The organism is Pseudoxanthomonas sp. UC19_8 (assembly GCF_042700505.1).
Lineage (GTDB): Bacteria > Pseudomonadota > Gammaproteobacteria > Xanthomonadales > Xanthomonadaceae > Pseudoxanthomonas_A > Pseudoxanthomonas_A winnipegensis.
This window is the reverse complement of record NZ_CP170559.1, coordinates 1,695,822-1,717,815: the sequence shown is the minus strand read 5'-3', so window position 1 is coordinate 1,717,815 and position 21,994 is coordinate 1,695,822. Positions and strand designations below refer to the sequence as shown.

Genomic DNA, 21,994 nt, shown 5'->3' with positions numbered 1-21,994 from the left:
GTCACTTTTACGAATGAAGCAGGGGGAAGGGTCGTGAACAGAATTTTTCGCAAGATATGGAGCCGCGCGCGCGCGCAGATGGTCGTCGCGTCGGAGCTGGCCAGCAACAAGGGCGTCGCGGTTGGCGGCGGACGCCATGTGGACGAGCGGGCAGGGCAGACGGTCGTCCCGACGGTCACGGTCCGCACGCGCGCCGACAGGCTTGCGCTGGGCGGGTTCATGACGTCTCGTGTATCGCGCGTCGCTTCGCGTTCCATGCTGGCGACCGTTGCGTCTATCCTTCGTCTGCCGGCAGCGGTCGCAGTTCTGTGGCTGCCGGGCTACTCCATCGCCTTTGCCGGCACCTGCGTCCAGCAGGACGCGATCGGAAACGGTTCGGCAACCGGAGCCGGCGCCAGTAGTCCGGCCACGTGCGGTTCGTTCTCGATCGCGATCGGCGCTGGCAGTGGCTCAAATGCGCAGAACTACAGCGTCGCGGTCGGCGACGGATCGACATCGACGGGGCTGAACTCGGTCGCCATCGGCCGGCAAACAAGCGCAACGGCCGAGGCAACCTCGGTCTTCGGCCAGGCGTCCAGTGCGAACACCATCGGCGGCACTGCGATCGGCAATAAAGCGAAGACCACGGCGGCTTATGGAACGTCGGTGGGCACCAATACCAGCGCAGCGGGCGCCCAGTCGGTCGCCATCGGTTACAACGCGAACACGGGCAATACCGGCGATATCGCCATGGGGTCCGGGGCCACGAGCTCAAGTGGCACCATCGGCGCTGGCAATGTGGCGATCGGACAAGGCGCGACGGCCAGCAGTGTGGGAGGTGGGTTTGGCGTGATTGCCCTGGGCGCGGGGGCAACGGCTGGTAGTTCGGGGTACTCCGGGGCGATGGCGTTGGGAGCGGGCTCGACTGCCCAGTTCCGCGGAACCGCCATGGGCTCTGGCGCCAAAGCGCAGTCGGATCTGTCACTGGCGTCGGGCTTCAATGCGATTGTCGACGCCAACTCCAGCCAGTCGACCGCCATCGGCAACGGCGCGAAGGTCATCGGCACCCCGGGTACCAATTCCACGGGAGCCGTCGCCCTGGGCAATGGCGCGACCACCAGCTCCGCGTACGCCCTGGCGATCGGCAACAACGCCAGTATCGATGACAGTTCCTCCTCCGCCATGGCGCAGGGCGCCGGGAGTGGCGTGAGCTACGCCGTAGGTGCCATGGCGCTTGGCACCAACGCCAAGGTCAACGGCGCGTCCGGCGCCACGTCTGATGGTGCGATGGCGCTTGGGAGCGGCGCGACCGTGGGTTCGGCCGCTCAGTACGCGATCGCCCTGGGCTCGGGCGCAAATGTGACGGCGGGGTCCGGCATCGCGATCGGCCGTCTATCCCAGGCAACCGCCCAGGATGCCGCGGCGTTTGGATACTCGAACATCGCCAGCGGCGTGAACGCGACCGCGGTCGGCAACCAGGTCACCGCCGCGGCTGCCGGCAGCATCGCCATCGCCGGCAATAGTGGACAAGTCGTGGGAGTCGCGGCTGGCTCCAACAACGCGATCGCGATCGGCACGGCTTCGCAGATCGACGGAAATTCGTCGTTCGCGATCGCGCACGGAAACGGCGCCACGGTCGCCTATAGCATCAATGGCGTGGCGATCGGCAATAGCGCGGCGGTGAAAGGAACCTCCAGCGCCGCCTCGAACGGCGCAATGGCCATCGGCCCTAGTGCGTCGGTTTCCGCTGGAGCGTCGAACGCGCTCGCGCTCGGTAACTCAGCCTCGGCAGCCGGGGTCGAGTCCACGGTTCTTGGCTACTCGAACATCGCCAGCGGTGTGAACGCCACTGCGGTGGGCAATCAGGTCACCGCGGCGGCCGACGGCAGCATCGCGATCGCCGGCAATAGCGGGCAGGTAGTCGGTGTCGCGGCAGGCTCGACCAATGGCATCGCGATCGGCACAGCTTCGCAGATCGATGGCAACTCAGCCGCGGCGATCGCACAGGGCAACAACACCAACGTCACGTACGCAACCAATGCCATCGCCCTTGGCAATGGCGCGAAGGTGAGCGGAGCGTCCGGCACTGCGTCGAACGGTGCGATGGCCATCGGCAACGGCGCGGTGGTCGGCGCAGGCGCCACCAACGCGATCGCCCAGGGCACGGGCGCCAGCGCCACGAAGGCGAACGCCATCGCCATCGGTAATGCGGCACAGGCGACCGGCTCGAGTTCGATCAGCGTGGGTACCGGCAATGTGGTGAGCGGCGCCAACTCCGGCGCGTTCGGCGACCCGACCACGATCACGGGCAGCGGCTCGTACAGTCTTGGCAACAACAACACGATCGCCAACAACAACGCCTTCGTGGTCGGCAGCGGCGTGACCACCACGCAGGACAACAGCGTGGTCCTGGGCAATGCGTCGGCCGATCGCGCGGCGGTGGCCGTAACGGGCGGGACGATCAACGGCACCGCCTATACCTATGCCGGTCCAGCGTCCGTAGCCAACGGCGTGGTGAGCGTGGGTGCGTCGGGCAAGGAGCGCCAGGTGATCAACGTGGCGGCGGGTCAGGTGACCTCGACCAGCACGGATGCAGTCAACGGCAGCCAGTTGTACGCCACCAATCAAGCCCTCGCGGCGTCGCAGACGCACTACTACAGCGTGAACGATGGCGGCACGCAGGGGGGGCAACTACAGTAACAACGGGGCCACGGGCATCAATGCTTTGGCGGCAGGCGTCGGCGCGAGCGCTGCTGGAGCGAACGCGATCGCCCTTGGTTATGGTGCAACGGCCAGTTGGACCGGGTCCATTGCTTTCGGCAACAATGCCAAGACGTTTGCCACAGGAGACATGGCAATCGGCAATAACGCTTCTGCCAACGGCGGTGGATATGGTTCCCTGGCCATTGGTGCAAACGCAAAAGCGAACAGCCCGGCCATTGTCATCGGCAATGGTGCTGTCGCCGGGGTCACGGCGGTTGGTACGCCCATTGCAATCGGCTTCAATGCGAATGCCGTCAGTACCTCGGGCAGTGGTGTTGCGATCGGTGATTGGGCTAAGGCGTCCGGAGCCGCTGCGATCGCCATCGGGGGTCAGCCTGGCGGAGCCTATGCAAGTGGCTCATCCACGCTCGCAGTCGGCGATCGGAGTGTTGCGTTGGGAAATGGCAGCGGCGCCAACTCGGCCGACAGCATCGCGCTGGGATCTCAAGCCATCGTGGATGCAAACTCCGGAACCGCTGTTGCGCAAGGTAAAGGCGCGAGGGTGGCCTACGCGCAGAATGCCTTGGCGATGGGTAACGGTGCAAAGGTAAGCGGAGCGTCAGGGAGCGTTTCGGATGGCGCTATGGCGTTGGGTAACGGGCGCTACCGTTGGCGCAGGCGCAACGAACGCCATCGCCCAAGGCACGCAGGCCAGCGCCAGCAGAGCAAATGCAATTGCCATTGGCAACGGCGCGCAGGCGACGGGTGCCAGTGCGATCAGCGTGGGCACCGGCAATGTGGTGAGCGGCGCCAACTCCGGCGCGTTCGGCGACCCGACCACGATCTCGGGCAGCGGCTCGTACAGCCTTGGCAACAACAACACGATCGCCAACAACAATGCCTTCGTGGTCGGCAGTGGCGTGACCACCACGCAGGACAACAGCGTGGTCCTGGGCAATGCCTCGGCCGACCGCGCGGCGGTGGCGGTGACCAGTGGCACGATCAACGGCACCACATACACCTATGCGGGCCCGGGCTCGGCGGCCAACGGCGTGGTGAGCGTGGGTGCGTCGGGCAAGGAGCGCCAGGTGATCAACGTGGCGGCGGGCCAGGTCAGCGGCACCAGCACCGACGCGATCAACGGCAGCCAGCTGTACGCGACCAACCAGGCGGTGAACCAGATCGGCACCACAGTCAACAACATCACCAACGGTGGCGGCATCAAGTACTTCCATGCCAACTCGACGCTGGCGGACTCGACCGCCACCGGGACGAACAGCGTGGCGGTCGGGCCGACCGCGGTCGCTTCGACAGCGGACGGCGTTGCCCTGGGGCACGGTGCCGTCGCCACCAACGCTGGCGATGTCGCGCTGGGCGCGGGTTCGGTCACGGCCTCGTCCAACCCCACGCCTGGCGGCACGATCGCCGGCACCAGTTACACCTATGCTGGCACCGCGCCAGCCAGCGTGGTCAGCGTTGGCGCGACCGGAAGTGAGCGCCAGATCACCAATGTCGCGGCCGGTCGGGTGAATGCCAGTTCTACCGATGCGGTCAACGGTTCGCAGCTCTACGCCACCAACCAGGCGACTGGCGTGGTCAACAATCGCGTGACCACGCTCGGCGGCAACGTCGCGACCGTGCTGGGCGGCAATGCCACCTACAATACGACCACCGGCGGTCTGACGATGACCAACGTCGGCGGCACCGGCCAGAACAACGTCAACGACGCGATCTCCACGGTGGCGGCGACGGCAGGCAAGGGCTGGAACGTGACCACGGCGGCTGCCGGCACGGGTACTGTGTCGGGCACCACCGCTGCCAATGTGGCGCCGGGCGCGACGCAGACCGTCACCGCCGGCGACAACATCGCGATCACCCAGAACGGCACCGACTACACGATCGCGACGAACCCGGACCTGGTCTCGACCAGCATCACCACGGGCAACAGCAGGCTGGACACCAACGGCCTGACCATCACCGGCGGCCCCAGCGTACTCGCCTCGGGTATCGACGCTGGCGGCCAGAGGATTACCAACGTCGCGGCGGGCACGCAGCAGACCGATGCAGTCAACCTGTCCCAGCTGCAGCAGGCGACCACGCACTACTACAGCGTCAACAGCTCCACCGCCACGCGCGCGGCGGGCAGCGGAACCAATTACGACAATCTGGGCGCGACCGGGGGCCTGTCGGTCGCCGCGGGTGCCAACGCCTCGGCGGGGCAGATCGGCGCGACGGCGATCGGCGATTCCGCCAACGCGGCGGGCGTGTCCTCTGTCGCATTGGGGCAGGAGGCCGCTGCCATCGGGACCGGCGACATCACCATAGGGCGTGGCTCCGGTACCGGCAGCCTGTCGAGCAACTACGGCAACATCGCGATGGGTCTGTTCACGGGAACGGATGTTGCGGGCCGGGACAACGTCGCGATCGGCGACAACGCGGGCAGGACTGTCACCGGAAGCAACAACGTTGCGTTGGGCATCGGAGGCAGCAACGTGAGCGGTGACCAGAACGTCGCGATCGGTGCCGCCGGCACGAACGTCACAGGCAGCTACAACGTCGGGTTGGGCTCCCTGGCCGGATCCGGCGTGACCGGGTCCAACAACGTGGCCCTGGGCCAGAACGCCGGCAGAAACATCAGCGCAAGCGATGCCGTGTCTCTGGGCCATAACGCGAGCGCCAACAACAGCAACGATGTGGCCTTGGGCGCGCGTTCGGTCACGGCGGCGGCGGTCGGTACCGCCAGCACGACCATCCAGGGCACGACCTACGCCTTCGCCGGCACCAATCCGGGCAGCACGGTCAGCATGGGCGCCCTGGGCTCCGAGCGCACCGTCACCAACGTGGCAGCCGGGCGCATCAGCGACACCAGCACCGACGCGGTGAACGGCAGCCAGCTCTACGCCGCCAACCAGGCGATCGACGTCGTCGGCGATCGCGTGACCACACTCGGCGGCAACGTCGCGACCGTGTTGGGGGGCAACGCGACCTACGACCAGACCACCGGCGGTCTGACGATGACCAACGTCGGCGGCACCGGCCAGAACAACGTCAACGACGCGATCTCCACGGTGGCGGCGACGGCGGGCAAGGGCTGGAACGTGACCACGGCGGCAACGGGCACGGGCACGGTGTCCGGCACGTCGGTGGCCAACGTGGCGCCCGGCGCGACGCAGACGGTGACGGCGGGCGACAACATCGCGATCACGCAGAACGGAACCGACCTGACGATCGCCACCAACCCCGATCTGGTGGCCACCAGCCTCACCGCCGGCAACAGCAAGCTGGACACCAACGGGCTGGTCATCACCGGCGGCCCGAGCGTGCTGGCTTCGGGCATCGATGCCGGCGGCCTGAAAGTCACCAATGTCGCGGATGGGACCGTGGCCGCGGGGTCGAAGGATGCGGTCAACGGTGGCCAGCTCTTCTCGGCGACGAGCGGAATCACCTCGCAGGGGCTGAACTTCACCGGCGATGATGCTTCGGCCGGCGCGGTGCATCGCGATCTTGGGCAGACGCTGGCGATCAATGGTGGGGCATCGACGGTGGGCACTTATTCGGGCGACAACCTGAAGACGGTGACCGACCCGACCAACGGGGCGATCAGCCTGCAGATGGCCGATGCGCCGAAGTTCGGCGCTGTCACGGTCAACGATGGCGGTAGCGGGAAGATCACCGGGGTCACAGCCGCCACGCTGTCGGCGGCCTCGACCGACGCGGTCAACGGTTCGCAGCTCTACGCGACCAACACCTATATCAACAACGCGTTCGGTGGCGGGGCCGACGTGGCGACCGGGACGGCCCCGACGTATACCGTCGGAGGCAATACCTACAACAACGTAGGCGACGCGTTCACCGCAGTGAACAACGGCAGTGTGGGTGTGGTGCAGCGCACGACCACGGCGGATGTCGCGACGATGACGGCCGCAGGCGGCACGGCGGCCAATCCGGGCAACGCGCAGCGGCTGACCAACCTCGCTGACGGCATCAACGGCAACGATGCGGTGAATCTGAGTCAGCTGACCAATGCCACCTCGAGCGTCACCACGGCCGGCCTGAACTTCGCCGGCGACAGCGGCATGGCCGCGCACCGCGACCTGGGGCAGACCCTGAACCTCAAGGGCGGCGCCACCGGCACGCTGACCGACAACAACATCGGTGTGGTGTCCGACGGCGCCGACACGCTGACGGTCAAGCTGGCCAAGGACATCGACCTGGGCGCCAACGGCAGCCTGACCACGGGCAACACGGTGGTCAACAACACCGGCCTGACCATCGCCGGCGGCCCGAGCGTGACCGGTGCCGGCATCAACGCCGGCGGCAGCGCCATCACCAATGTTGGCGCGGGCGTGAACGGCACCGACGCGGCCAACATGGACCAGCTCAACGCGGTCAGCGCCACGGCCAGCAAGGGCTGGAACGTGACGACGGCGGCGACGGGCACCGGCACGGTGTCGGGCACGTCGGTGGCCAACGTCGCGCCTGGCGCGACGCAGACCATCACGGCCGGCGACAACATCGCGATCACGCAGAACGGAACCGACTACGCGATCGCGCTGAACCCGGACCTGGTCGCGACCAGCATCACCACGGGCAGTTCCAGACTCGATACGAACGGTCTGAGCTTGACCGGCGGCCCGGGGGGAACGGTGGTCCTGGGCAACGCTGGTCTGGACAACGGCGGCAACAGGATCGTCAACGTGGCGGCCGGCACCGCAGCCACCGACGCGGTGAACGTGAGTCAGCTCACCTCCGCCATCGCCGGTGCCACCACCCATTACTACAGCGTCTCCGACGGCGGTAACCAAGGCGGGAACTACTCGGGCGATGGGGCCACGGGCAGCAACGCGCTGGCCGCAGGCGTCGGCACCAACGCCTCGGCCGCGGGCGCGACGGCGGTGGGTTCGGGCAGCAGTGCTTCCGGGACGGGCGCGACCGCGATCGGCCGTAATGCGAGCGCGAGCGCGCAGGGCAGCGTCGCCCTGGGCGATGGCGCCAGCGACGGCGGACGCGGCGCGGAGAGCTACACGGGCAAGTATTCCGGGGCCAGCAATGCGAGCGTGGGCACGGTGTCGGTGGGCGATGCCGCCACCGGTGCGACCCGCACCATCAGCAATGTCGCCGACGGCAGGCTGGCGACCGACGCGGTGAATCTGCGCCAGCTCGACGGCGCCGTGCAGACCGCCAATGCCTATACCGACAGCCAGGTGCAACAGGTCAACCAGCAGGTCGCGCAGAACAACGCCGACATCAAGAACGTCCAGGAAGGCCGCGATGGCTTCTTCCAGGTCAACAACACCGGCGCCCAGGCCAAGCCTTCCGTCACCGGTGCCAATGCCAGCGCCGGCGGTGCCGGCGCCGTGGCCTCCGGCGCGAACAGCCTGGCCGTGGGGACGCAAGCCGCGGCGACGGCGGACAACGCGGTCGCCCTGGGTAGCGGCTCGGTGGCCAGTCGCGCCAATACCGTGTCGGTGGGACAGGCGGGCAGCGAGCGGCAGATCACCAACGTCGCGGCCGGCGTCCAGGCCACCGATGCGGTCAATGTCAGCCAGCTCCAGGCCTCCCAGCAGGGCAGCGTGCAATACGCAAGCAATGCCGATGGATCGGTCAACTACAGCCAGGTGGCATTGGGCAATGGCCAGGCACCCACGACCGTCTCGAACGTGGCGGCCGGCGTCAATGGCACCGACGCGGTCAACGTCAATCAACTCAACCAGGGCTTCGGCAATGCCATCCGCTATACCGACGCGGTGGCGGGCCAGGTCCAGCGCGATGCGAACGGCGGTATCGCCGCGGCGGTGGCGACGGCCAATCTCCCCCAGTCCTACATCCCTGGGCGGGGCATGACGTCGGTGGGTCTGGGCTCATACCAAGGCCAGTCCGCGATCGCGGTAGGCGTCTCGGCGATCACCGACAACGGCCGCTGGGTCATCAAGTTCAGCGGTACGGCCGACACGCGCGGCCAGACCGGCGTTGGAGCGGGGGTGGGCTATCAGTGGTGATGACGGACAGGCGGCGGGCTTGCGCGTATGCGCCTGTCCGCATCCCAACGCCCACGGCGGCGCGAAGCCTCGCGCGGCGATCTCTCAACGTTCCTGCTCCGAGGACGACAGCATGAAGACCCTCCAAACATCAGGCGTTCGCACACTGCGGCTGCTGATCGTGTTGCTTTCCACCGCAGCCCTGATCGGCTGCGGCACGCTCAGCAAAGGCATCGAACACGACGGATCGAGTGCGCAGACACTGGTCTGGCCCGCCCCGCAGGATGCCAACGCCTTGGCCAAAGACGGGACTTACCCGATACCCGAGAGCCTGGGCCTGCTGCATCCTGGGCTGGACAAGGCGCAGGTTCAGCGCCTGCTGGGGCCGCCGCATTTTCATGAGGGCTTCGGGCCGCGCGAGTGGGACTACCTGGTCCATCTGCGCCAGCCGGGCACGTCCGATTTCACGACCTGCCAGCTCAAGCTGCTGTTCGGCAAGGACGGCAAGGTGGGCAGCCTGCATTGGAAGCCGGCAGGCTGCCTGCCGGCGACTTCGAAGGACGTCGCCACTCGGGCGCCCGCGACGCCGTCCCAGCCCTACGTCAAGACGCTGCAGCTCGACCTGCTGTTCCCCTTCGATCGTTGGGAAATCAAGGACCTGCGGAGTGAAGGCATGCGCCAGCTCGACACCTTCGCGGGCGACCTGCGCGCGCCGGAACTGGCGTCCACCCGCATCACGGTGCGGGCCTACGCCGATCGCCTGGGCACCCGGGACTACAACCTGCGGCTCTCGGAACGGCGCGCGGCCACGATCGCCCGGTATCTGACGCAGCAGGGTCGGATCGCGCCGGATCGCGTGCAATCGGTCGGCATGGGCGCGAGCGACCCGGTCAGCAAGGACTGCACCGATGCGATGCCGCGGACGGCGCTCATCGCCTGTCTTGCGCCGGACAGGCGCGTTGAGCTGAGCGCAGCGCCAGCCGGTTAAGGCGGCGGCTCAAGCGTATCCGGGCTTCAACTTTCCACCGATGAACAAATGAGAGCACTTCGATGAGGACTTCATTCTCGACCGCGTGCATGGCGATCCTGATCGCCGCAGTCGCGGGCCCTACGGCCGCGCAGACCCCGGCGCCCGCCGCCAGGACCGGAGGGGCAGCACCGCAGGCGTCAGCGCGACCGCTGCCCCCCGTGCAACGGTTCGGCGCCTGGACCATCGGCTGCAGGGACGAGCAGGGCCAGCGCTACTGCACCCTTGCGCAGGAGTTGCGACGCGATACGGATAACCAGCGTGTGGTGCTGCTCGAGGTGAAGCCCGATGGCATGCGCCACGCGCTCGCCGGATTGACCCTGCCGTTCGGTCTGGACGTGCATGCGGGGGTGAGCCTTCAGATCGACGAGGGCCCGGTGGTCCCCAACGTCCCGTTCCAGACCTGCCTGCAGCAGGGCTGTACCGTGCCGCTGAATCTGGACGAGAACGCCTTGCAGGCGCTGCGTCGCGCCAAGACACTGAAGATCGTCGCGCCTGTGGCCTCGGGCGGAGCAGCGACGTTCCAGCTACCGCTTCCGGGCTTCGAGGCCGCCTATGCGCAGATGGTCGCGCTCGCCGCAACGGCGCCTGCGCAGAGGCCATCGCGCTGATATCCGTGATCCGCAGAATGCGCAACGCCGTGACCGGAGGTGGGTGTCGCAAGTGACTGCCGCGCCGTCATTCGCCACGCGAGGCATCCCCCTCAGGGATCGTCCGCGCGATAGCCCACCGCGGGCAGGAAGTCGTGAACCTGCTGGAACCAGGCATCGGGCTGCTCCAGCCAGGCGAAGTGCCCGGCGTTGGGCATCAGGATCAGCTTGGAATGGGCCAGACCACGGTGCAGGCTCAGCGTCTGCTGCCACGGCACTTCGACATCGTCCGCGCCGGCCACCACCAGGGCCGGCACCTGGATGCGCGACAGCGCTGGGGCCAGATCGGTACGCACGCCGGCGACGAAGCGCTGGAAGGCCACCAGGGAGAAGCGCACCTGTTCGAAGGCGTCCCTGCCGTTGGCCGTCTTGGCCATGTCGTACATCTCGATCGGCACCGTCGCCAGGATCTGCGCCTTGAACGCGGCATCCGTGGTAGGCGGCGGATCGCCCTTGAACGCCTTCAGCGCCGCCTCGAAGCCGGGTCGGCCACGGCGTGACTCGACCTGCTGCAGGATTTGACGCTCCACCTCGGCCTGGCGCGCCGGGTCCGGCGCGTTGTTGGTGATCACCGCCGCCAGCAGCAGCAAGCCGCGCACGTGCTGCGGATGGCGCAGGCTGTATTCGAGGCTCTGGGTGCCGCCCATGGAGTGGCCGATGAACCAGGGCTGGTCCAGTTTCAGATGGCGACGCAGATTGTCCAGATCGCCCACGAAATCCTCCATCGTGACGGCCTCGGCCGTCGGGACCTGCGAGCGGCCGGTGGCGCGGGTATCCAGATAGACGATGGTGAAGTCGCGTTCCAGCGGCTGCAGCGAGAGGAACAGATACTCCGCGCTGGGCCCCCAGCCGGGCGTGGGCAGCAGCGCCACCGGTCCGTGGCCGGACACTTTGTACCAGAGGCGCACGCCGTTGGAGACGAAGCTGTGCTCGCCAGGGGCAAGCGGGTCGGGCACGGCGGCCGCGGCGGGAAGGCCGCTCGACACCAGGAGGAAACCTAGGCTCAGCAACATCTGCAGGCGTTTCATCGGCGCGCTCTCGGTCAAGGGCAGGGCTGCATGCGGTCGGTCCGCGGTCGCCCAGGAGACTAGCGTGTCGCCCGCTTCGCCAGCTTCGAAATCTTGCTAAGTTGGGCACGCTCCCACCGGCCTGGAAGCGTCCCATGCATGCCGCCATGTCCGAACTGCGCAAGGTGCCGCCCTGGCTGAGCCACACGGTGTCGGCGCGGGCGTCGTGGTCGTGGTGCGCGATGGAGCAGTCCTGCTTCGGCCCCGTGCAGCTGGATGCGCCGGCGCTGCCGTTCCACCATCTCAGCCTGCCTCTGGATCGTGGTGCGCTGCGTATTGGCATGTGCGTGGACGGCCGCCGCCATGTCGCGCGCATGGGGCAGGACGATATCGGGATCATCGCCGCGGGCGACGGTGGACGCTTCTGGTGGGACCGGCCGGTGGACTCGGCCTGCCTGTACTTCACCGACGCCGCGCTGGGCGAGATCGTGGGGCATGAGGTCACTGACCGATCGCATGGCCTGCGCTCCACCTTGCAGCTGCGTGCACCGGCCATCGCCGGGCTGCTGCGCGTGCTGCGCACCGATGCCGCCACCGGCCAGCCGCATGGCGCGCTGGTCGGCGATGCGGTGTTCGTGGCGCTGATTCCGCAGCTGATGCCCATGGCGCGCGTGCCGCCCGGGCCTCGTGCAGCGGACTGGCGGGTGGGGCGCGCGTTGGCTTACATCCACGCGCATCTGAGTGAACCGCTGGATCTCGCCTCGATCGCGCGGGCGGCGGCCAGCAGCCCCTTCCACCTGGCGCGCGCGTTCCGGGCGCGCATGGGCTGCACGCTCTGGCGGTACGTGCTGCGCGAACGTGCGCGCGGTGCGTGCTGGCGTCTGCGCGACGAGCGTCTGAGTCTGGCCGCGGTGGCCGAGGCGGCCGGTTTTGTCAGCTATTCGGGTTTCATTGCGGCCATGCGGCATGAGTTCGGCCAGTCGCCCCATCAACTCCGGCAGGCGATGTCGGTGGGCAAGCATTCGGCGAGGGACACGCCCGTTCGGCCTTGAGACTGTGCAGCGCCGCTGCACCTGTTGCGCAGGCTTGTCGGTGTTTCCGACAGTACAGCGTTCCGCGCTTACGACAACGGTCGAATGATCGATGCCAAGCGGTGATCCGCAGGAGCGAAGGCTAGCGTGACTCGGGTCCCAGGACATCGCCACGAATCATTTCATGCGGGCCAGGCATGATTTTCTACACGGCGACAACACATCCGTCCGGCCTAAGGTCGTGGACAAGGTGTGAAAGTGCAGGCCGGCCAGAGGCATGCACGGACCGGCGTAAGGACCCAAGCGTCCAAAGCAGTTGGCCGGTTAGCAAAGCGGCACGTATTCACCGCGCGTGGCAACACGCGCCAAGGCGATGCATAGTAGGGCATCGCGCTTGCTTGGTTTGCAGAGAAGGCGCACGGCCTCGGGATATTTCGATGGCCGGCTCAACGGGAGGACAGGGATGGACGAAGCGCGAAGGAAACGGCATTCGAAGCCGGATCAGGCGGGAGGGCCGCCATTGGACCTGGCCGCATTGGCCGGCTTGCTCAAGGTCTGCGATCTGGATATGGTCCTGCTGGATCCGCAAGGTGCGTGTCCGACCGTGGAGACGTACGCCGATCGGGACGCGCTGATCTACTCGGTCACGCCAGCATTCACCTTCCGCGGGCGATTCACGCTGCCACCGGACTGGTGCCTGTTCGGCTATGTCCACCAGACCGACCCGGATGCCAGTTGGTGTCACGGTGTCAGCCTGGCCACCGGCATGGTCCTCACTGTGTTGCCAGGGGCGGGCAGCGAGTTCGTCCTCAGCGCCGGCTCCAGGCTGACGCTGGTCCTGATCCCGCTGAGCGCCTTGAAGCTTTGCCTCTCTGAACTCGGACTAGGGGCCTCGCTGCCGGCGGTCGGACAGTATGTGCGGCTGTTCAAGCCCTCGGGCGATGCGACCGCGCGCAGGCTGGAACAACTCGCCGCACGACTGACGAGCGGGTCTGGCCAATCAGGGATCCAGCAGCCCAGTGATCGCCTGGAAGGCGCCAGCGCCTACGTGCGCGCCCACCTGATGGCCAAGTTCGCCGCGACGCCGGACGATCGCCCGCGGTGCTCCCGCGGCAGGCTCATGCATTACCGGATCCTCCGCCGCGCGGAGGATTTCATGCGCATGCACCTGCACAGAAATGTTTATATGCAAGAAATATGTCACACAGTCGGCGTGAGCGAACGGACGCTGCGCTATGCCTTCGATGATCTGCTGGGAATATCGCCCAACCGCTATCTCTCCATGCTGCGGCTGTGCACCGCAAACCGCAGTCTGTCGGCCAGCGACGCCAGCCGACATTCGGTCAAGTCGATCGCCTTGAACTGCGGTCTCTGGGACCTGTCGAAATTCGCAGGAAAATATCGGCGAATCTTCGGCGAGTTGCCCAGCGATACGCTGCTGCGCGGTCCGCCCGTCGGGCTCTGGCGCATGTGAAGACGTTCGCCGACTCATCCTATCCAAATTCATCTGCACAACAGCAGCGCCTTGGAGCGGTTCCGCGGCCGTAGGCGAGCGCATGCTTCGGCGCGCACGCGTCTGTCTGAGATAACAGTCGTGTCATCCGGCCTCCTCGGAACACGACGAGGCGCGGCTGCGGATAATCGCCTACCGCGCGGCGCAGGCGATCGATAGGTGGTCCAGCGGCGCGTATTCATCCGCGTGGAATGCGTGTTAATCGCCAGGAATTTGCCGAAATCGAATAGGCGATGCCCGTTATTTCCCATATTCGTTCCGGAATGACGCACCGGCCTGCGATTGGGCCGAGCTCTAATCCCCGTAACCGCGCTGTAACGAAAAATTACAGCGGACATGACAGGGGGTGGCGAATGAATCGCGTCTATCGTTTGATATGGAATCCCGCGCTTGGCGCGCCGGTAGTGGTCTCGGAACTGGCTCGGGCGAGACGAAGTAGCGCCCGCGGCGCTCGCACGCGCGATGGCATCGCGACAAGTCGCCTGGCCGGCGCCTGCGTGGCGGCGCTGCTGTTCTTGCCCTGTGCCGGCGTCCACGCCCAGCAGGTCGATCCCAAACTGGACGAGCTGCGCGCCCTGGTGGACAAGTACACCCTGGTCGAAGATGCCGAGACATCGGAGCCCGCGCCGGCCCCGGCGATGCGCCCTTCGACAGCGTCCTCCGTTACGACGACGGCGCCGGATGAACCACGCCAACGCGCTGGCTCAATCGCCGGCAAGCGCCGCGTCATGGACGTAAGCGCACCCAAACCGGACGCGGCGCCGCCGTCCGACTCGACTACCGCCAGCGCCGCGATCGCGCCCGACACGTCCACCACGCCGACCAGCAGCGCGCGCCTGCAGGCCTCCCCCTCGGCGTTGGTGTCGACCCAGGCCGTGGGCGCGCCCAACCTGGTCGGGACTTCGAGCGTGGCCGCGCGTGCGTCGACCAGAACCGCCGCCACGGTCGCGGTGCCCGCCACGCTCACTGCGCCGACCAGCGACGCGAGCCTGCGGGCGTCCACCTCGGCGCTCGTCTCCGCCCAGGCCACCAGCGCGCCCAACCTGAGCGGCGCGCCGAATGGCACGGTGGTGGGCAATGGAGGGCTGGTCGGCGGAGTGGTGCAGCTGCTCGACCCGACCCTGTCCAGCGCGCTCGGCGGCGATGGCTGGGTGATCAACGGCAGCATGGCGCTCAACGCCGATAACGTGCAGAAGGCCTACACCACGGTCAACGTGCTCGGCATCCCGACGGTCAGTCTCAGTCCCGTGGGTGCGCTGCTGAGCTCCTTGGGCGGTGCGTCGACGGGCGGCAACTCGCACTTGACCCTGATCGGCGGCGTGGTCTCAAACAGCTATCTGACCAACGTCAACAGCGGCAGCCCGGGAGGCCTGCTGGGCTTGCTGCTGCCGAACGGTTCGCCGGCCTACGCCACCAACTGCGTCAACGTGCTGGGCGTGATCACCGCCGACTGTTGGGGGGTGAACGCGGCCCAGGACTATCAGACCCTGGTCGGCGAGGGGGCGACGGCGAACGGTTCCAAGGAAGTGGTGATCGGCTCCAACGCCAGCCACACCCTGCCGAGCGTGGATGCGACGAGCGTGTATGCCGGCGGTTTCGTCGACGCCAATTACGACGCCAGGCTCGGCCACTCGGTGGTGGTCGGCGACAACGCTTCGGGTTCGGCCAACGGGCAGACCATCCTGGGTGCCAATGCCACCTCCGACCAGGCCAACAGCGTGGCGCTGGGCTATCGCTCCAATGCCAGCCGTGGCGCGGCCAGCGGCTATACCGCTTACGGGCTGACGACCGCGCAGACCTCGGCCGGCGAAGTGGCGATCGGCGCCACCGGCAGCGAACGCCAGCTCACCCATGTCGCCGCCGGCAATCAGGACACCGACGCGGTCAACGTCGCGCAGCTGCGCGGCGCGGTGTCGCAGATCCAGGCGATCGGCGATGGCGCGGTGATGTACGACGTGGATGCCGGCGGCGTCGTGCTCGACCACGTCACCCTGGGCGCGACCGGCTCGGGCGCGGCGGTCGGCATCTCCAACGTGGCCGCCGGCGTGGCGCAGAACGATGCGGTGAACGTCGGCCAGCTGGCGCCGGCCGTGGCCGCGCTGGGCGGCGGTGCGGCGATCGATTCGACCACCGGCGCGGTCACCGGACCGGTGTATTCGCTGGACGATGGCACCGGGACCGGGACGCGCGCCAACTACACCGATGTCGGCACCGCGCTGGAGAACCTGGACGGCCGCACGACGAGCAACACCACCAACATCACCAACCTGCTCGAAGGCACGGCCGGCCTGGTGCGTCAGGACCCGACCTCGCTCACGGTGACCGTGGCCGGGCAGACCGGCGGCACGGGCGTGAACTTCCGCAACGCCTCCGGCCAAGCGCGCACGCTCGGCGGTGTCGCGGCGGCCCAGCAGGACGACGAGGCGGTCAACCTGGCCCAGCTGCGCTCGGTGAGCGGGGACGTGGACAACCTCGGCGCACGGATGGTGCAGTACGACGTGGATGCCGGCGGCGCGGTGCTGAACCACGTCACGCTGGGCGCGGTCGGCTCCAGTGCACCGGCCGGCATCTCCAACCTGGCCGCCGGCGTGGCGCAGAACGATGCGGTCAACGTCGGCCAGCTGGCACCGGCGGTGGCCGCACTCGGCGGTGGTGCCGGGATCGATGCTTCCACCGGTGCGGTCTCAGGGCCGGTGTACTCGCTGGACGACGGCACCAATACCGGCACGCGGGCCAACTACACCAATGTCGGCACCGCGCTGGAGAACCTGGACGGGCGCACGACGAGCAACACCACCAACATCAACAATCTGCTCGAAGGCGCCGCCGGCCTGGTGCGGCAGGATCCGAACTCGCTGACGGTGACCGTGGCCGGGCAGACCGGCGGCACGGGCGTGAGCTTCCGCAATGCCTCCGGCCAGGCGCGCACGCTCAGCGGCGTGGCGGCGGGCCAGCAGGACGAGGATGCGGTCAACATGGCCCAGCTGCGCTCGGTGAGCGGAGAAATGGACAACCTCAACGCGCGGGCGGTGCAGTACGACGTGGATGCCAACGGCGCGGTGCAGGATCACGTCACCCTGGGCGCGAGCGGATCGGGCGCCCCGGTCGGCCTCTCCAACCTAGCCGCAGGCGCGGTGAACGCGGCCAGCAGCGATGCGGTCAACGGTGCCCAGCTGTTCGCCACGCATGGCGCCATCGCGCAGTTCTTCGGCGGCAGCACCCAGTACGACAGCAGCACCGGCACCTGGACCGGGCCGACTTTCAACATTACTCAGATCGACGGGACGGGCGGCACGGCCGGCAGCAGTTTCACCAACGTCACCGATGCCTTCGGCGCGGTCAGCAACTCGCTGGTCAACCTCAACAACCGGATCGGCCAGCTGCAGTCGGCCACCTACAGCTCGAAGTACCTGGCCGTGCAGTCCACCCGCGCCGCCGCCACGGCCACCGGCACCGATGGCGTCGCGGTCGGCCCGGAGGCCGCGGCCTCGGGCACCGGCAGCGTGGCGGTCGGCGCCGGGGCCAGCGCCAGCCAGGACAACAGCGTGGCGTTAGGCGCCGGCTCGACCACCTCGGTCGGCGCGCAGAGCGGCTACGACGGCGCCTATGTCCAGGCCGGCAGCAGCAGCTCGGCCGGCGAGGTGTCGGTGGGCAGCACCGGCGGCGAGCGCAAGGTCACCCATGTCGCCGACGGTTCGGACCGCTACGACGCGGTCAACGTCGGCCAGCTGCAGGGCGGGGTGAACTACGCCATCGACCGGGCCAACGCCTATACCGATCAGCAGCTGCAGAATATCCAGGTGGAGTCGGGCGGCATGTTCCGCGCCAACGATACCGCCGGGCTGGGCCAGCCCTCCGCCAGCGGCGACAACGCCACCGCCGGCGGCGCCGGTGCGGTGGCCTCGGGCAGCGGCAGCACCGCGATCGGCAGCGGCGCGCAGGCCACCGCCGACCGGTCGGTGGCCCTGGGCGCGGGTTCGGTCGCCGACCGCGTGGGCACGGTCTCGGTCGGCAGCAGCGGCGCGCAGCGGCAGATCACCAACGTGGCCGCCGGCACTGCCGACGGCGATGCGGTCAACATGGCGCAGTTCAACCGCGGCCTGACCGGGGTGCAGGACTGGTCGCGCAACTATGTCGACCAGCGCTACCAGGAGACCCGGCGCGATCTGCAACGCGTGGACAACCGCGCCATGGCCGGCGTGGCCTCGGCGATGGCGGTGGCCGGCCTGCCGCAGCCCTATGAGGCGGGCCGCAGCATGGCCTCGATGGCGGTCAGCGGTTACGACGGCGAGGCCGGCGTCGCCCTGGGCGTCTCGGCGATCTCCGAGGGCGGGCGCTGGATCTATCGACTCAGCGGGACGACCAACACGCGCGGCGATGCGGGCGTGACGGTCGGCGCGGGCATCCAGTGGTGAGCGGCGTGGACCGGTCGCGGGGGCAGGGGACCATGGACAGGACAGCGGGCCGCGCCGGGCCCTGGGTCGGGTGGCTGGCGTTCCTCGCGCTGGCGCTTTCCGGCTGCGCCGGCACTTCGCCGCCCCGCGACGCGGGGCCGGCGAGCGCGGAGGAACCCGCCTTCCCCGATCCCGCCCGCGCCCGCCCGCGCGGCGGCACCTTCGTGAACGTCGACAACCTGCGCCACTACGCGCCGGGCCTGAGCAAGGAGCAGCTCTACGCGCTGCTCGGCCCGCCGCACTTCAGCGAGGGCATGTGGGGCGTGCGCGAGTGGAACTACCTGTTCAACTTCCGCTCGGCCCGCGGGCAGGAACCGTTCCAGTGCCAGTTCATGGTGATCTTCGACCGCGAGGGCATCGCGCAGCAGGCGCACTGGAAGCCGCAGAGCTGCAGCGCCGTGCTCGATCCGCCCGCCGCCCCCAGGCCCAGGCCGGAAGCGGCGGCCGCCCTGCCGGCGCAGCCGCTGCGGCTGTCCGCCGACGCGCTGTTCGGGTTCGACAGCGCTACGGTCACTGCAGGGGGGAGGGCGCGGATCGAGCGCCTGCTGCAGCAGGTACGCGAGGCCAGCCAGGTGCAGGACATCCTGGTGGTCGGCTATGCCGATCGTCTCGGCGATGCCGCCCACAACCTGAAGCTCTCCCAGCGCAGGGCCGAAGCGGTGCGGCAGGTGCTGATCGAAGGTGGCGTGGCCCCCGCGGCCATCCGCGCCGAAGGACGCGGCAGCACGCAGCCGCTCGCCGACTGCGCCAAGGTCAAGGCGCGCGCCGCGCTGATCGCCTGCCTGGCGCCGGACCGGCGCGTGGAAATCAGCGCCAGCGCGGACAGGCGCGGCTAGTCGCCGCACCTGCCGCCCTGGCTGAAGCGCCGCTTCAGGCCTTGAGCCAGTCCCGCGCGGCGCTGACCATCGCCTTGCGGGCGAACACGAAGTCCCACAGGCTGCCGCCCAGCTGCCGCCACAGCACGGCCGCACGGACGGCGGCCAGCAGGATGGCGCGGATCTCGGATACCACGCCCGGCTGGGCCAGGTAGTGCGGATTGCCCTGGACCATGACCCGGGGGCGCAGGTGACTGATGGTGTCGGCGTAGAGCGTGCCCAGTGCCATCAGCACGTCTGGATGGGTGCTGCCGCGCTCGCCGGCCTGTGGTGCGATCTCCTCAAGGCCGCCGCTGACGGCGGCCACGGTCTCGGATTCGCGCACGAAGCGGCGCTCGACCTGCATCACCGCCAGCGCCAGCCGCGGCAGCGACTCGTCCTTGTTCTCGCCGCTGAAGTAGTCGCGCACCAGGCGCAGGCCGGGTCCGAGATTGGCGGCGCGCTCGTAGACCGCCTCGGTCGACGCGGCGTCCATGCGGAACACGCTGTCCAGCACCACGCCGGTCGCGCCGTTGTCCGAATGACCGGTCTCGGCGATGCGGCGCACCTGGGCCAGCGACTGGGCCAAGGCGGCCAGGGCCAGCACGCGTTCGGGCAGGGGCGCGCTCATGCGGCGCGCTCCCGCAGACGCAGTTCCAGCGGCGCGTCGGTGCGGTCGATCACCGAGCCGCCCAGGCAATCGTCGCCGTCGTAAAGCACCACCGACTGGCCGGGCGTCACGGCCCGCTGCGGGTGGGCGAATTGGATATCCAGCGTTCCATCCTCCAATACATGGACCGTGCAGGGCTGCGCGGCCTGACGGTAACGGGTCTGTGCGAGGCAGTCGAAGCGCGCGGCGGGCGCACTGCCGGCCACCCAGTGCATCGCCTCGCTGCGCAGTCGCGTGGACTGCAGATACGGGCTGGCGCTGTCCTGCGTCGACATACAGCACGTTGCTGGCCACGTCCTTGCCGACGACGTACCAGGGTGCCGCCGCGCGGCCGCGAACGCCGCCGATGTTCAGGCCTTCGCGCTGGCCAAGGGTAAAGAAGAACACGCCCGGATGCTGACCGATGACGACACCGTCAGGGTCGCGCATCTCGCCGGTCCTGGCCGGCAGGTACTGGCCCAGGAACTGGCGGAAGTCGCGCTCGCCGATGAAGCAGATGCCGGTGGAGTCCTTCTTGTCGTGCACCGGCAGCCCGGCCTGACGCGCCAGGCCGCGCAGGTCCGGCTTGTGCAGATGGCCGACCGGGAAGAGGGTGGCCGACAGCTGCTCCTGCCCGAGCTGGTGCAGGAAGTAGCTCTGGTCCTTGGCCGTGTCCACGCCGCGCAACAGGTGCCAGCGGCGGCCGCGCTGCTCGACGCGCGCATAGTGGCCGGTGGCGATCTTCTCGGCGCCCAGCGCGCGCGCCGCGTCGATGAAATGCTTGAACTTGACCTCGCGGTTGCACAGCACGTCCGGGTTGGGCGTGCGCCCGGCGGCGTACTCGGCCAGGAAGTGCGCGAACACTCCGTCCCAGTATTCCCTGGAGAAGTCGCGGAAATGGAAGGGGATGCCCAGCCGCCCGCACACCGCCACCGCGTCGCGGCGATCCTCCTCGGCCCGGCAGCCACCCGCGCTGTCCTGCCCCTGGCCCGCGTCGTCGTCGGCCCAGTTCTGCATGAACAAGCCGGCCACCGGCTCGCCGGCCTGGACCAGCTGCAGCGCGGCCACCGACGAATCCACGCCGCCGGACACGCCCACCACCACGCGCGGGGTCGCGCTCACGCCAGCTGGCTCACGGCCGACAGCGGGAAGCGGCGACCGGCCAGGTAGTCGGCGGCCACCTTCCACACCAGCGGGCTGCGATGGCGCGGGGCGGCCTGGCGCAACTCGTCGGGGGTCATCCACAGCGCGCGCACGATGCCCTCGTCCAGGGCGCGCTCGGCGTGGTGGGTCAGCGCCTCGCCGGCGAAGGCCAGGCGCAGGTACTGGCGGCCGGTCTCGGCCTTCCACTGGTAGGCGCCGACGAAGTGGGTCAGGCGCACGGTCCAGCCGCTTTCCTCCAGGGTCTCGCGCACGGCGGCGTCGAACAGGTGCTCGTCCGGCTCCAGGTGGCCGGCGGGCTGGTTGAGCACCAACCGCCCCTCGGCGTACTCCTCGACCATCAGCAGGCGGCCCTCGCGCACCACCACGGTGGCCACGGTGGTGTCCGGCTGCCAGATACGGTCTTCGGCGACGCTCACGGGGGAGAGATTCCTTGCAGGGAGGATTGGCCCGATATCGGGACAGTTGCGCACAAATCCAGGCCGGTGCCGGGCTTGAAACGCGCGCGGGGGTGCGCAAATTGTGCGTGCGCAGACGCACCTCGTCCAATCCGTATAATTGCCCCATGCCCCGTTCCCCCCAACACGAGCATGATCACGGCGTCCTGGTCGAGACCGGCAAGCCCGAGGTCGCGCCGCCGCCGCTGTACCAGGTCCTGCTGCTCAACGACGACTACACGCCGATGGATTTCGTCATCTCGGTGCTGCAGCAGTTCTTCAACATGGACCTGGAAAAGGCCACCCAGGTGATGCTGCACGTCCACACCCGCGGGCGTGGCGTGTGTGGCGTCTACACGCGCGAGGTGGCAGAGTCCAAGGTGGCCCAGGTCAACGAGTATTCCCGGATGAGCCAGCACCCTTTGCTGTGCACCATGGAACAGTCCTGATCCGGCGCGGATCGGTTCCCATCGCCGGCTGAACACCCAGTTCCAAAGGGGCTGTGGAAATCCCCGCGACAGGCCGCATATTGTTGGCAACAGCAGTTGGGA

General features: G+C 68.4%; 12 protein-coding genes and 3 pseudogenes. 11 read left to right on the top strand and 4 right to left on the bottom strand.

Going from position 1 to position 21,994, the window contains the following annotated elements; all coding sequences use genetic code 11:
• Positions 1-33 precede the first annotated feature (33 nt).
• From ACFJIT_RS07435 to ACFJIT_RS07415, 5 genes and pseudogenes are all read left to right on the top strand, one after another.
• On the top strand, positions 34-2,679 hold the full coding sequence (locus ACFJIT_RS07435) for an ESPR-type extended signal peptide-containing protein (protein ID WP_379655457.1): 2,646 nt from the start codon (positions 34-36) through the stop codon (positions 2,677-2,679).
• Positions 2,648-3,145 (top strand): annotated as a pseudogene (locus ACFJIT_RS07430) (hypothetical protein); the annotation flags it as partial. The gene ACFJIT_RS07435 and the pseudogene ACFJIT_RS07430, both read left to right, overlap by 32 nt.
• A gap of 172 nt (positions 3,146-3,317) precedes the next feature.
• The gene (locus ACFJIT_RS07425) at positions 3,318-8,681 is read left to right on the top strand and encodes a YadA-like family protein (RefSeq protein ID WP_379655456.1); all 5,364 of its coding nucleotides are present in this window, start codon (positions 3,318-3,320) and stop codon (positions 8,679-8,681) included.
• Positions 8,682-8,793: 112 nt separating this feature from the next.
• Entirely contained in the window at positions 8,794-9,648 is an 855-nt protein-coding gene (locus ACFJIT_RS07420) for an OmpA family protein (protein WP_379655455.1), read from the top strand.
• 89 nt (positions 9,649-9,737) lie between these two features.
• Entirely contained in the window at positions 9,738-10,298 is a 561-nt protein-coding gene (locus ACFJIT_RS07415) for an invasion associated locus B family protein (protein ID WP_379655454.1), read from the top strand.
• A 92-nt stretch (positions 10,299-10,390) separates the two neighbouring features.
• On the opposite strand, the gene ACFJIT_RS07410 is transcribed toward ACFJIT_RS07415, so the two are convergent.
• Entirely contained in the window at positions 10,391-11,365 is a 975-nt protein-coding gene (locus ACFJIT_RS07410; protein WP_379655453.1) for an alpha/beta fold hydrolase, read from the bottom strand.
• Positions 11,366-11,529: 164 nt separating this feature from the next.
• On the opposite strand from ACFJIT_RS07410, the gene ACFJIT_RS07405 reads away from it, so the two are divergent.
• The 5 genes and pseudogenes from ACFJIT_RS07405 to ACFJIT_RS07385 all read left to right on the top strand — a co-directional run bounded on the left by ACFJIT_RS07405 (position 11,530) and on the right by ACFJIT_RS07385 (position 19,178).
• Complete coding sequence (locus ACFJIT_RS07405; RefSeq protein ID WP_379655452.1) at positions 11,530-12,396, top strand: helix-turn-helix domain-containing protein; 867 nt, start codon at positions 11,530-11,532, stop codon at positions 12,394-12,396.
• A gap of 499 nt (positions 12,397-12,895) precedes the next feature.
• Positions 12,896-13,849, top strand: coding sequence for a helix-turn-helix domain-containing protein (locus ACFJIT_RS07400; RefSeq protein WP_379655451.1), 954 nt, complete (start codon positions 12,896-12,898; stop codon positions 13,847-13,849).
• Positions 13,850-14,121: 272 nt separating this feature from the next.
• Positions 14,122-14,379, top strand: a pseudogene (locus ACFJIT_RS07395) (ESPR domain-containing protein); the annotation flags it as partial.
• A 237-nt stretch (positions 14,380-14,616) separates the two neighbouring features.
• Positions 14,617-18,303, top strand: coding sequence for a YadA-like family protein (locus ACFJIT_RS07390; protein WP_379655738.1), 3,687 nt, complete (start codon positions 14,617-14,619; stop codon positions 18,301-18,303).
• A 32-nt stretch (positions 18,304-18,335) separates the two neighbouring features.
• Entirely contained in the window at positions 18,336-19,178 is an 843-nt protein-coding gene (locus tag ACFJIT_RS07385; protein WP_379655450.1) for an OmpA family protein, read from the top strand.
• A gap of 34 nt (positions 19,179-19,212) precedes the next feature.
• Here ACFJIT_RS07385 and hflD read toward each other — a convergent pair whose 3' ends face one another.
• The 3 genes and pseudogenes from hflD to ACFJIT_RS07370 form a co-directional block, all read right to left on the bottom strand.
• Positions 19,213-19,827, bottom strand: coding sequence for a high frequency lysogenization protein HflD (gene hflD / locus ACFJIT_RS07380; RefSeq protein ID WP_130522478.1), 615 nt, complete (start codon positions 19,825-19,827; stop codon positions 19,213-19,215).
• Positions 19,824-20,967: pseudogene (mnmA, locus tag ACFJIT_RS07375) on the bottom strand (tRNA 2-thiouridine(34) synthase MnmA). The gene hflD and the pseudogene mnmA overlap by 4 nt, the downstream one beginning before the upstream one ends.
• Positions 20,964-21,425: an NUDIX hydrolase gene (locus tag ACFJIT_RS07370; RefSeq protein WP_379655449.1), complete on the bottom strand. Its 462-nt coding sequence runs from the start codon at positions 21,423-21,425 to the stop codon at positions 20,964-20,966. Before ACFJIT_RS07370 ends, mnmA begins: the two are co-directional and overlap by 4 nt.
• A 146-nt stretch (positions 21,426-21,571) precedes the next feature.
• Between ACFJIT_RS07370 and clpS the strand changes: the two genes are divergently transcribed.
• The gene (gene clpS / locus ACFJIT_RS07365) at positions 21,572-21,892 is read left to right on the top strand and encodes an ATP-dependent Clp protease adapter ClpS (RefSeq protein WP_130522480.1); all 321 of its coding nucleotides are present in this window, start codon (positions 21,572-21,574) and stop codon (positions 21,890-21,892) included.
• Positions 21,893-21,994: the final 102 nt, after the last annotated feature.

Excerpts from the sequence above, each read along its gene's own strand:
- ACFJIT_RS07425 (WP_379655456.1), top strand. The coding sequence starts at position 3,318 with ATGGCGCTATGGCGTTGGGTAACGGGCGCTACCGTTGGCGCAGGCGCA.
- ACFJIT_RS07420 (WP_379655455.1), top strand. The coding sequence starts at position 8,794 with ATGAAGACCCTCCAAACATCAGGCGTTCGCACACTGCGGCTGCTGATC.
- ACFJIT_RS07415 (WP_379655454.1), top strand. The coding sequence starts at position 9,738 with ATGGCGATCCTGATCGCCGCAGTCGCGGGCCCTACGGCCGCGCAGACC.
- ACFJIT_RS07410 (WP_379655453.1), bottom strand. The coding sequence starts at position 11,365 with ATGAAACGCCTGCAGATGTTGCTGAGCCTAGGTTTCCTCCTGGTGTCG.
- ACFJIT_RS07390 (WP_379655738.1), top strand. The coding sequence starts at position 14,617 with ATGGACGTAAGCGCACCCAAACCGGACGCGGCGCCGCCGTCCGACTCG.
- ACFJIT_RS07385 (WP_379655450.1), top strand. The coding sequence starts at position 18,336 with ATGGACAGGACAGCGGGCCGCGCCGGGCCCTGGGTCGGGTGGCTGGCG.
- hflD (WP_130522478.1), bottom strand. The coding sequence starts at position 19,827 with ATGAGCGCGCCCCTGCCCGAACGCGTGCTGGCCCTGGCCGCCTTGGCC.
- clpS (WP_130522480.1), top strand. The coding sequence starts at position 21,572 with ATGCCCCGTTCCCCCCAACACGAGCATGATCACGGCGTCCTGGTCGAG.